At 48.3% G+C, this 11528-nt stretch carries 8 protein-coding genes and 1 pseudogene; 3 read left to right on the forward strand and 6 right to left on the reverse strand.

Going from position 1 to position 11528, the window contains the following annotated elements:
• Window positions 1-3477, reverse strand: a pseudogene (locus DEF47_RS23475) (hypothetical protein); the annotation flags it as partial.
• 589 nt (window positions 3478-4066) lie between these two features.
• Here DEF47_RS23475 and DEF47_RS23480 point away from each other — a divergent pair.
• Entirely contained in the window at window positions 4067-5968 is a 1902-nt protein-coding gene (locus tag DEF47_RS23480) for a cellulase family glycosylhydrolase (protein ID WP_012190359.1), read from the forward strand.
• Window positions 5969-6043: 75 nt separating this feature from the next.
• On the opposite strand, the gene DEF47_RS23485 is transcribed toward DEF47_RS23480, so the two are convergent.
• The 5 genes from DEF47_RS23485 to DEF47_RS23505 form a co-directional block, all read right to left on the reverse strand.
• Window positions 6044-6175, reverse strand: a complete 132-nt coding sequence (locus DEF47_RS23485) for a hypothetical protein (protein WP_287045365.1) — start codon at window positions 6173-6175, stop codon at window positions 6044-6046.
• 85 nt (window positions 6176-6260) lie between these two features.
• Entirely contained in the window at window positions 6261-6812 is a 552-nt protein-coding gene (locus DEF47_RS23490) for a sigma-70 family RNA polymerase sigma factor (protein ID WP_012190360.1), read from the reverse strand.
• A complete protein-coding gene (locus tag DEF47_RS23495) occupies window positions 6809-7903 on the reverse strand; it encodes a flavin-containing monooxygenase (RefSeq protein ID WP_012190361.1) in 1095 nt (364 codons plus the stop codon). The genes DEF47_RS23490 and DEF47_RS23495 overlap by 4 nt, the downstream gene beginning before the upstream one ends.
• Window positions 7896-9122, reverse strand: a complete 1227-nt coding sequence (locus tag DEF47_RS23500) for an MFS transporter (RefSeq protein ID WP_012190362.1) — start codon at window positions 9120-9122, stop codon at window positions 7896-7898. Before DEF47_RS23500 ends, DEF47_RS23495 begins: the two co-directional genes overlap by 8 nt.
• 45 nt (window positions 9123-9167) lie before the next feature.
• Entirely contained in the window at window positions 9168-10472 is a 1305-nt protein-coding gene (locus tag DEF47_RS23505; protein ID WP_012190363.1) for an NAD(P)-binding domain-containing protein, read from the reverse strand.
• Window positions 10473-10750: 278 nt separating this feature from the next.
• Here DEF47_RS23505 and DEF47_RS23510 point away from each other — a divergent pair, with 278 nt between their 5' ends.
• Window positions 10751-11098, forward strand: coding sequence for a hypothetical protein (locus tag DEF47_RS23510; protein ID WP_041304543.1), 348 nt, complete (start codon window positions 10751-10753; stop codon window positions 11096-11098).
• A gap of 29 nt (window positions 11099-11127) precedes the next feature.
• The gene (locus DEF47_RS23515) at window positions 11128-11481 is read left to right on the forward strand and encodes a hypothetical protein (RefSeq protein ID WP_012190365.1); all 354 of its coding nucleotides are present in this window, start codon (window positions 11128-11130) and stop codon (window positions 11479-11481) included.
• The last annotated feature ends 47 nt before the right edge of the window (window positions 11482-11528 follow it).

Consider the following 11528-nt stretch of genomic DNA (forward strand, 5'->3'; position numbering starts at 1 on the left):
AGTCGGGACATCGGTCGCTGTTGGTTCTGGCGTGTTGGTTGCGGTCGGTTCTGGCGTATTCGTCAGGGTTGGTTCGGGTGTATTGGTTGCTGCAGGAGCATCAAACACGATTGGGCTAGTACCATTAGCAAACTCGGTTGCGTTATCGTAGCTATCACCATCAGGGTTACCACTAGCACCATCATCACCAACTGAACTCAATGGATCTAAGCCATAATTTACTTCCCAGCCATCCGGCAAGCTGTCGTTATCACTATCGCTATCATTTGGATTGGTGTTGTTGGCAAATTCACCAGCATTACTCAAACCATCGTTATCAGGGTCGCCAGCGGCTCCATCATCACCAACTGAGCTCAATGGATCAAGGCTGTTGACAACTTCCCAACCATCGGGCAAGCCATCATTATCACTATCACTATCATTTGGATCAGTTCCAGCTGCGGCTTCCTGGCCATCGTTCAAACCGTCGTTATCACTGTCGGCATCTTGAGGATCGGTGTTGTTGGCAAATTCAGTAGCGTTGGTCGAACCATCACTATCAGGATCGCCAGCGGCTCCATTATTACCAACACTGCTCAATGGGTCGAGGCTGTTGGCAACTTCCCAACCATCGGGCAAGCCATCATTATCGCTATCACTGTCATTCGGATTTGTTCCAGCAGCGGCTTCCTGGCCATCGTTCAAACCGTCGTTATCGCTGTCGGCATCTTGGGGATTCGTGCCATTTTGATATTCTTGTAAGTTGGTCGAGCCATCATTGTCAGGATCACCATTGGCTCCATTGCCTTCGGTTGTACTGGTTGGATTAAGATTATTGCTGATTTCCCAGCCATCAGGCAAGCCATCACCATCGGTATCAGCATTATTGGGGTTGGTTCCCAAACCAGCCTCTTGACCATCAGTCAGGCCATCGTTATCGCTATCAGCATCGTTGGGATCAGTGCCATTTTGATATTCTTGCAAGTTGGTCGAGCCATCGTTATCAGGGTCGCCAGCGGCTCCATCATCACCAACACTACTCAATGGATCGAGGCTGTTGACGACTTCCCAACCATCGGGCAAACCATCGTTATCGCTATCACTATCATTCGGATTTGTGCCCGCGCTAATTTCAGCACCATCGTTCAGGCCATCGTTATCGCTGTCAGAATCCTGGGGATTGGTATTGTTGGCAAATTCAGCGCTATTATCCAAACCATCATTATCTGGATCACCAGCAGCATCGTTTGGATTTAGCGGATCAAGCCCGTTGCTCACTTCCCAACCATCTGGCAAGCCATCATTATCAGTATCGCTGTCGTTTGGATTCGTACCAGCAGCGGCTTCTTGACCATCATTCAAGCCGTCATTATCGCTGTCGGTATCGTTCGGATTAGTGCTGTTGGCGAATTCAGCGGCGTTGTTTGAACCGTCATTATCAGGATCACCTGTTGCGCCATCATCACCAACACTGCTCAATGGGTCAAGGCTGTTGGCGACTTCCCATGCATCAGGCAAGCCATCATTATCAGTATCGCTGTCATTTGGATCAGTTCCGGCAGCGGCTTCTTGACCATCATTCAAGCCGTCATTATCGCTGTCGGCATCGTTTGGATCAGTATTGCTAGCAAATTCAGCGGCATTGTTTGAACCGTCATTATCAGGATCGCCTGCGGCTCCATCATCACCAACGCTGCTCAATGGGTCAAGGCTGTTGGCTACTTCCCAACCATCGGGCAAACCATCGTTATCGCTGTCGGCATCATTTGGATCAGTTCCGGCAGCGGCTTCTGGACCATCGTTCAAGCCATCGTTATCGCTGTCGGCATCATTTGGATTGGTGCCTGCGGCAAACTCAGCGGCGTTGTTTGAGCCATCACCATCAGGATCGCCAGCGGCTCCATCATCACCAACGCTGCTCAATGGGTCAAGGCCGTTGGCTACTTCCCAGCCATCGGGCAAGCCATCATTATCAGTATCACTGTCGTTTGGATCAGTTCCAGCAGCGGTTTCTTGACCATCATTCAAGCCGTCATTATCGCTGTCGGCATCGTTTGGATCAGTATTGCTAGCAAATTCAGCGGCATTGTTTGAACCGTCATTATCAGGATCGCCTGCGGCTCCATCATCACCAACACTACTCAATGGGTCAAGGCTGTTGGCTACTTCCCAACCATCGGGCAAACCATCGTTATCGCTGTCACTGTCATTTGGATCAGTTCCGGCAGCGGCTTCTTGACCATCGTTCAAGCCGTCATTATCGCTGTCGGCATCATGAGGGTTGGTGCTATTTTGATATTCTTGCAAGTTGGTCGAGCCATCATTATCGGGGTCACCAGTAGCACCCTGGTTGCCAGTAGCATTCAATGGATTGAGACTATTCGAGACTTCCCAGCCATCGGGCAAGCCATCACCATCGCTATCAGCATTGTTTGGATTTGTCCCCAAAGCAGCTTCAGCGCCATCATTCAAACCGTCATTATCACTATCAGCATCATTTGGATGCGTACCAGCGGCAAATTCAGCAGCATTGTTTGAACCATCGTTATCGGGGTCACCAGCCGCACCATTGTTTCCTGTTGCATCCAATGGATTTAGGCCATGATTGACTTCCCAGCCATCAGGTAGCCCATCGTTATCGCTATCGTTATCCAATGGATTTGTGCCCGCACTATCTTCGGCACCATCATTCAAACCATCGTCATCACTATCAGGATCATTGGGATCGGTGCCATTCTGATATTCATCCAAATTACTGGAGCCATCATTATCGGGATCACCAGTCGCACCAGTCGCACCAGTACCATTGTTTGGATTCAAGCCGTTATCAACTTCCCAACCATCGGGCAAGCCATCATTATCGCTATCTGAATCGTTGGGGTTGGTGCCATTGGTAATTTCTTCACCATCGGTCAAGCCATCATCATCACTATCTGGATCGAGGGGGTTAGTGCCATTGGTAATTTCATCAACATCATTCACCCCATCATTATCGCTATCAGGGCGAAATGTTGTTGCTTCAACTGCATCAATTTGATATGCAGTCAATAAGGAAACAAAGCGCACGTACCGATAGGGAGTAGGACTTTGGGGATAATCAACTGTAGTCGTATAGATAGTACCAAGTGATAAACCAACAATATCTAATGATGACGAGGCAATCACTTGGCGGCTAGCATTCAGAAACTGAACGTTCGCTGCCAACTGCACGCCAATCCCGCCATAGTGCACCACTAGATCGCCAGTACCTTCTTCATTAGCACCCATATCGAGGGTCAGGTTTTGTCCGAGCAAACCAATCACTGTTGCTACAGTACCATTTGGTGCTCCAACAGAATTAGCAGCATTAACAATTAGACCACTAGTACTCGAATCAACCGCATTAGCGTAGGGAGTCTCTCCAGCAGCAGCGGCAGAGCGAACCATACCAAGGTGAAGAACCACGATTAAGGCAAGTAAAAGTCGCCCATAATTACGCCGAGACCGATCGAAATTCATACGATTGCTCCTCTGAAATGGCTACATGTCGCGTTCAATGATGGTGAAATCTGAGTGTAGTAGGTCTGCTAGCCGCATCACATTCGTTAATCGCTGCATTTGATAGTGATCAATCGCTCCGATTAGGTGGTGCAGCCTAAATGCTGGCTCACTCAAACTTCAAAGCTACGAATATCAATCACATAGACCACAAGACACTACATCAAATCATGGATGCATGCATATCAATCACAAGCTTGTTATCGATCAACATTGATCGTCAATTGGCTGAAAATGCAGCTATATCCTATACCATGCCAATTCAAATTCTGGTAATCTTTAGTCCTATCTCACCCAATAACCATGGTAATAGAGGGGATGGGCTAGTCCCACTAATTGTCTGGGAATATTCCCCTAAAGTGGGATATTCTAACCCTAGAGGGCTAGTTAGTTTTCGCTGCCCAAATCTGGCAAAATAGGGCTTCACAAATCAAAAATATTAAGGTATTTTTAGAATTGAATTGATTTGGGATGGCCTTTCTTAGGGATCGGTCTCAATCAAGATTGATCTAATCAGTTCTGCTATCATTTCAAATACGAGGGAGTATCTATGTCGCAGAAACAACGTTCGTTTCGCACCCGCCTAGCCATGATCGGCGGGCTAGTTACCCTACTCTTGGCTGGTCAGCCCGCTACTACCAAGCCAACCGCTGCCGCCGCTATCTGCGAGGTCACTTACACAATCTCGAATCAGTGGTCTACTGGCTTCACTGCTAATGTGAGTGTTAAGAATCTTGGGATCGGTCTCAATAATTGGCAGGTTGGCTGGACATTCGCGGGCAATCAGGCAATTACCAATCTTTGGAATGGGGTGCTCACCCAAACTGGCGCTCAGGTCAGTGTGTCAAATCCAGCATGGGCCGCCAGTTTACCCAGCAATGGTACTGCCAGCTTTGGTTTCCAAGCTTCGTATACTGGTAGTAATGCGATTCCAAACGCATTTACCTTGAATGGCGTTAGTTGCAACGGCGATCAGCCAAGCCCAATGCCTACAAATACTGCTATTCCGAGCATTCCACCTGCCACCAACACCCCTAATCCGCCAACCAATACGCCAATTGCTACCACAACCGGAACCCCTCGCCCAACCAATACGCCAACCAGCGTCATTCCAACGGTCACGAATACACCTCGCCCAACCAATACTCCAGTTCCAACCACGGTCAATCCAACGGCTACGAGTACCCCAACTGGTAATAACAATAATGATGATTGGCTCCACACCAATGGCAATCAAATTGTTGATAGCGCAGGTCGCCCAGTTTGGTTAACTGGAGTCAATTGGTTTGGCTTCAATGCAACTGAGCGGGTGTTTCATGGCTTGTGGTCGGCCAATTTGACCAGCATGATGCAAAGCATTTCGCAACGTGGATTGAACATTATTCGCGTACCAATCTCAACTGAATTGATTTTGGAGTGGAAAGCCGGGGTTTTCAAAACACCAAATGTCAACACTTACGCCAATCCTGAATTAGAAGGCTTAACCTCGTTGCAAATATTTGATCGCTTCGTGATGCTTTCAAAGCAATTTGGCATTAAGGTGATGATCGATGTGCATAGCGCCGAAGCCGATAATTCAGGCCATTATGCGCCACTCTGGTACAAAGGTTCGTTTACCAGCGAGCAGTTTTATCAGGCTTGGGAGTGGATTACTGATCGTTACAAAAATGACGATACGGTGATCGCAATGGATATTAAGAATGAGCCACACGGCACGGCCCACGATAATCAAACCAGCAGTCAATTTGCCAAATGGGATAACTCGACCGATATCAACAACTGGAAATACGTTTGCGAAACTGCTAGCAAACGAATTTTGGCGATTAACCCTAATGTCTTGGTGCTATGCGAAGGCAACGAGGTTTATCCAAAGGCCGGCGCAAGCTATACCTCAAGCAACAAAAATGATTACTACTTTACCTGGTGGGGCGGAAATTTACGTGGCGTGCGTGATTATCCGGTCAATCTTGGCAGCAACCAAGATCAATTGGTCTACTCGCCACACGATTACGGCCCGTTGGTCTTCAATCAATCGTGGTTCTACCCTGGTTTTACCAAAGAAACGCTTTACAACGATGTTTGGTATCCTAATTGGTTTTTTATCCATGAAGAAAATATTGCGCCATTGTTTATTGGCGAATGGGGTGGCTTTTTGGATGGTGGCGCAAATGAACAATGGATGAAGGCGTTGCGCGATTTGATCAAAGAGCACTATCTACACCATACCTTCTGGGTACTCAACCCCAATTCTGGCGACACTGGCGGTTTGCTCGGATACGATTGGGCCACTTGGGATGAGGCTAAATATGCCTTGCTCAAGCCAGCCTTGTGGGCAGATCGCAATGGTAAATTTGTCAGCCTCGATCATCAAATTCCGCTCGGTGGCACAGCTACTGGCACAACCATTACCCAATATTATCAACAGGGCAACCAAGCTCCAAGCAATCCCTAATTGATCGATGAGCAACAAAACAAAAGCCTTGACAATTCAAATTGTCAAGGCTTTTCGATTTATGTCAATAAAAATCTAGCGACAACCACAGCTGCTCGCTTGGCTTGAACCACAACAGTTGGTTTTTTCATCGGCTGAGCAGCAGGTTGCTTGTTCTTCGGCTGAGCAGCAGTCGTTGTTCGATTTGGTGGTTTCGGTCGTTGGCATAATCGTTCTCCTTAACATAAATTCAGTTGAAGCAGTATTCAAGCGCTTCTACTATTAAAGACGGCCAATTTGCCAAAGGACGCAGTTATTCGAATTGAATTAATTGGCGATGGGGATGACAACCCAAAACATGGCCCGCAGGATCACGCTCCACCACACAACATTGATCAAACAATACCCGCAACTTTTGACGCGCCCGCTGAACCCGTGATTTTGTGCCCGAAAATGATAAGCCCAACTCGCTACTCAAGGCTTGTTGGCTGATGCCCTCGAAGGCCGTGCGCTGCAAAACCCAACGATCTTGGCTGGGTAAGCGATCCAACATTTGCTGCACACAAGCATCAAAGCCTGCTAAAATTGGTGGTTGCTGGTTGTTTTCGGCTGCCTGCATTTCATCAAGTGGGCTAGTTTCACGCCGCACACGATAATGATCGATTAATTTGCGCCGCGCAATTTGCCAAAGCCAAGCCTCGCTGCGCTCAGAATCCTGCAATTGCGCAGATTTGAGATAGGCCGCTAGAAAAATATCTTGCAACAAATCTTCGACTGCTGCTTGATCGGCTAAACGAGCCTGCAAAAATCGCCGCAATGGCTGCGCTAGGTTTTGCCAAAGGTTAGTCAGATCAAGCTGGTTCATTGCCCCATCGCCCAGCGACAACAACCTGCTGGTTGCTGCATGCGAACTTGAATATGGCGCACCACTCGCGATGCATCCGGCCCAACTCCACGCAACGTAGCCGAGGCAAAATTAGTTTGTTGCTCCAAGCCAACGTAATACAAGCCCTCAACTGTGGTGCTCACACCTGCCCGATGCAAGGGCAAGCCAGCTTGATCAAGCGCATTGAGGCCTTGCAAATAGCTCAAATGAGGTCGATAGCCAGTCGCAAACAATACTATGTCAACTGCTTCGGGCTGTCCATCAGCCCAAACTACACCCGTTGCGCTAAAACGTTCGAACATGGCTCGGCGTTGGGGTTGGTTTTGATTGATTTTTCTGCTGTACAGACCAGTATCGAGGACAATTCCTTGGGTTCGTTGCTGAATCCAACGGCCAACTCGCGTGTTGAGTGCCAGCCGATCAAAACCTGTCAGCCACCACCACCAATGGATATCACGGCCTGCAATCCGTTGGGCTTGAAAGCGAATTGGCTGGCGCGTAGCTAGGGTCACATCGGCAACTTGGGCCAGCTCGATCGCAATTTGAATTGCCGAATTGCCTGCGCCAACCACCACAACCCGTTTGCCCACAAAATCTGCTGAATCGCGATAGCGAGCACTATGTAAAATCTTGCCTTGAAATGCAGCTTGGTTGGGCAATTCGGGCATAAATGGCCGCGCAAACGCTCCAGTTGCGGCAATAATTTGACCCGCATGAAATACTTGTCCCGCACTACTTGTCAGGCGAAAGCCACCATTCTGCGGTTCGATCGTACTAATTGCCGTATTCGTCTGAATCGGTAAATTGAAATGTTCAGCATAGCGCTGCAAATAGGCCACAACAGTATCGCGCTGCGGGTAGCTATCGGCGGGCGCAGGGAAAGCCATGCCTGGCAAACTTGAAAATCGCGCAGGCGAAAACAAGCTCAAACTATCGTAATAGGCGGGCCACGAGCCACCAACGCTGGCTTGAGCCTCGATAATTTGAAATGGAATTTTAGCTTGTTGCAGCCAATAGCCAGCCGCCAAGCCAGCCTGACCAGCCCCAATCACAATCGTTTGATTAGCCATTACTTGCACCTCGAATCAAATAAATTGCCGCTGCGCTGATCAAACACATCAGCAACAGCAAGCCAAACAGCGGTTGATAGCTATGCAACAATCCCACCAACAGGCTAGCCAAAACTGGAGCCAAGGCCCGAGCTGTTGTGGTCAACAATGCCAACGCCCCGCTGATACTGGCATATTGGGCTGTGCCAAAAACATCGGCAACCAATGCTGCTCGTGTCGGGGTCAACGCGCCAGATCCCGCCCCAAACAAGCAAGCAAACAGCAGTAGCCCTGTCACATTGGGCACAAACAGGAAGATGGCAAACGCAGCACTTTGCAGCAAACACAACATCCATGCTAATTGGACTTGGGGCCAACGTCGCCCAACACTTCCAATCACAATTCGGCTGGGAATTTGCGAACCACCCAGCAAGGCCACAGCCAAGGCTTGAATCTCTGGGGCATAGCCTTGGGCTTGAATCGCTGAAATCAAATGCACGCCTAAGGTGAATGTTGCCATCGTGGTCAGGCCAAAAGCCAGCGCCAACCACCAAAATGAGCTTGCTCGAATGGCATTTCCCAACGACATCGAAGGCTGAATCGTGGGATTTGGCGTAACGGTTGCCACTGCCAGCGATCCGCCATCAGGCAATAAGCCCAAATCGGCGGGCTTACCACGCAATACCAAGCCATGCAACGGAATCGTTAGCACTGCCAAAATCGCTGCCAGCCACAGCAACACCTCGCGCCAATTCAGTGTGCCGAGCAATCGCGTAACTAAGGGCACATATACGACGCTGGCCAAGCCACCGCCAACCGTCAAAATTGTCAGGGCATGTTGGCGTTTTTGCTGAAACCACGTTGCCACCACGGCAAACGCTGGCTCATATAAAATTGCCGCCATCGCCAAACCCAAGCCAGCCCAAATCAGATACCAAGCCAAGAGCGATTGAACATTGGCCCATGCCACCACCAAAATTGCCGCCAAACATGAGCCAAGTGTCATCAAACCGCGTGCGCCATGCTGGTCGAGCCAGCGGCCAACGGGCAAAGCCACAATTCCCGAAATAAACAAGGCCAGCGAAAATCCACCCGTAAAATGGGCTTGCGACCAACCCAACTCACGCTGCATCGGGGTCAAGAGCACGCTAAATGCGTAGTAAATCACGCCCCACGAAGTCATCTCGGTAAATCCCAGCATGCTCACAATCCACCAGCCATAAAACGGGCTTCGCCGCATAACCAAAATCCTTCAGCATTGCAAAAACGATGTTAAGCGGCCATTCTACAACTGCAAAAGAATCTCGCTGCGGGTTGGAGTTGTACCACAGCAGGCTTCGCCACCGAATTGGGTTTTGCAAACGCCAGTTTCTGGCAGCACCAACTGCACCTCACGCGCCGCTTGCCAATCGCCAACCAGCGCTGCCACCACCGAGCGTACTTGCTCATAGCCTGTGCGCATGAGGAAGGTTGGAGCGCGACCATAGCTTTTCATGCCCACAATATAGAAATTTGGCTCGGGCTGCTGCAATTCTTCTGCGCCGTGTGGGCGCACCGTGCCGCAACTATGCTCATTTGGATCAATCAAGGGGGCTAAAACCCGTGGACTTTCGACTGCCGCATCAAGATCTAAACGAATTTCACTGAGCATGCTTAAATCTGGGCGAAAACCTGTGGTTGCGATTAATTGATCAAAGCCTGTTAATTGGCGCTCACCTGCCTGCAAGTCAAGTTTGCCTTCAGCCTGAGTAATGCGCTCAATACCAAAGCCTGTAACCAGTTTAAAGCGCCCGCTTGCCACTAATTGCTCAACCCGACCACCTAAAAGGCCGCGTTGGACTAATTGATCATTAGCTCCGCCGCCATATAAAGCTGCATCAACCTGCCCACGCCGCATAATCCAAGTAACGCTGGTTTCAGGTGCTTGCTCAGCCAATTCAGCTAGATCGAGCAAGGCATTGAAGGCTGAATGGCCGCTACCGACGACCGCCACCGAGCGATTGGCATAACGAGCGCGATCATTGCCCAAAATGTCGGGGATGCCATAGTAAATTTGGTTGTTGGCCGCTGTTTCGCCCAAGGCTGGAACCCCTGCCACGCCCAAGGGATTCGGGTTGCGATAGGTTCCTGAAGCATCAATCACTGCTTTGGCATAGATTTGGTGGGTTGCACCAACAGTTTCAATCGTCAGCACAAATGGCGTGGTGGCGCGTCCAGCATTCTTCAATTTATCTAAGCCCAAACGGGTAATGGCCACAACTTTGCTGTTGAACTTTAAATGGAGCTGAATTTGCGGCAATTGAGCTAAAGGCTGCAAATAATCGCGTACTAATTCTGCACCAGTTGGAAATTCGGCCAAATTGGGAGTTTGCCAGCCTGCACCAATCAAAAGCTGCTCCGCCACAGGATCGATATTAAATTCCCAAGCCGAGAATAAGCGTACATGGCCCCAACGCTGCACCGAATCGGCGACCCGTGAGCCTGCCTCAAAAATAATCGGCGTTTCGTTACGGGCCAACAAATGGGCAGCCGCCGCCAAACCAACTGGCCCCGACCCGATCACCGCTACTGGTAATTGCGCAAAATCCATTCAAAGCCCCCTATAAACAGTAAATTGAAAATTTTCAATATAAAACCCGAAAGAAAATCCATCAGGCTGATGGATAGATTGAAAATTTTCGATTGAAATCTGGTAAAAATGCGCTAGCCCTTTTGTGGCTAACGTGCACGAATTGGCTGTTGCAGCAGCATAGCATAGAGATTGAAAAAAATCAATATCGAAAAACAAAGGTAGTTGCAACCACATGCTGATTGCTTCATACCATGGCGCTGTGTATACTACAAACACAACAAATCAGGAGAGAATCAATGAGAATCTATCTTTCAATCAATTCGGTTCCAGAACTTGATGGTTACCCCAAATTACAAAAGCGAATGCTTTGGAGACGTGCTTTAAAAGAAAATCGTTCAAACAAAATAGTTTGGCTTGGCTGTATTCTACTAATAATAGGCATAATTATACCAGACGTGATCTTTCCAGAGTTTGATAGCATTTGGCTAACAATGCTACTAGCACTAACTTTTGGCATAGTAATCGGATATATCAGTGGGCATATTATTGTCGCGGCGATTCGCCCAACTTTAGCCCGCTATCGTCGTGAGCTTGAGCAGGCTACTGCACAAAATGATCATGATTATTTTGTACCACATGCTTAATTAATCTAAATTCTAGTACAGGAATAGCAATGAAAATTTACTGGTCGAATAATTCAGTTCCTGAATTACAAGGCCTTGATAAGCATAAACAGCTTGATTTACGTTTTCGGGCAGTCAAAGCCAATCGCCATAATCCACGTTTATGGCTTGGTTTAGTAGCTGTATTCTCGGTCTATTTAGGAATATTAGCTTTTTTGTTGTATGCTATTCCTTTTTCAGGAATACAGATACTAATTCAAATAACTCTTATGCTTTTATTTCATTTTTGGTTCAATCAATATCTGATTTGGCTTATCCGGCCACATTTACGGTTATATCGTTTAGCATTAGATAAAACTTATTCAAATGATGATGACGATTATTTTGTACCGCCAGCTTATTAAATGAACGAAGCGCATCGGTTAGCCTTCCATTTATCGATGCGCTTCAT

It is taken from the genome of Herpetosiphon sp. (genome assembly GCF_003512625.1).
In the GTDB taxonomy this organism is placed as follows: domain Bacteria; phylum Chloroflexota; class Chloroflexia; order Chloroflexales; family Herpetosiphonaceae; genus Herpetosiphon; species Herpetosiphon aurantiacus.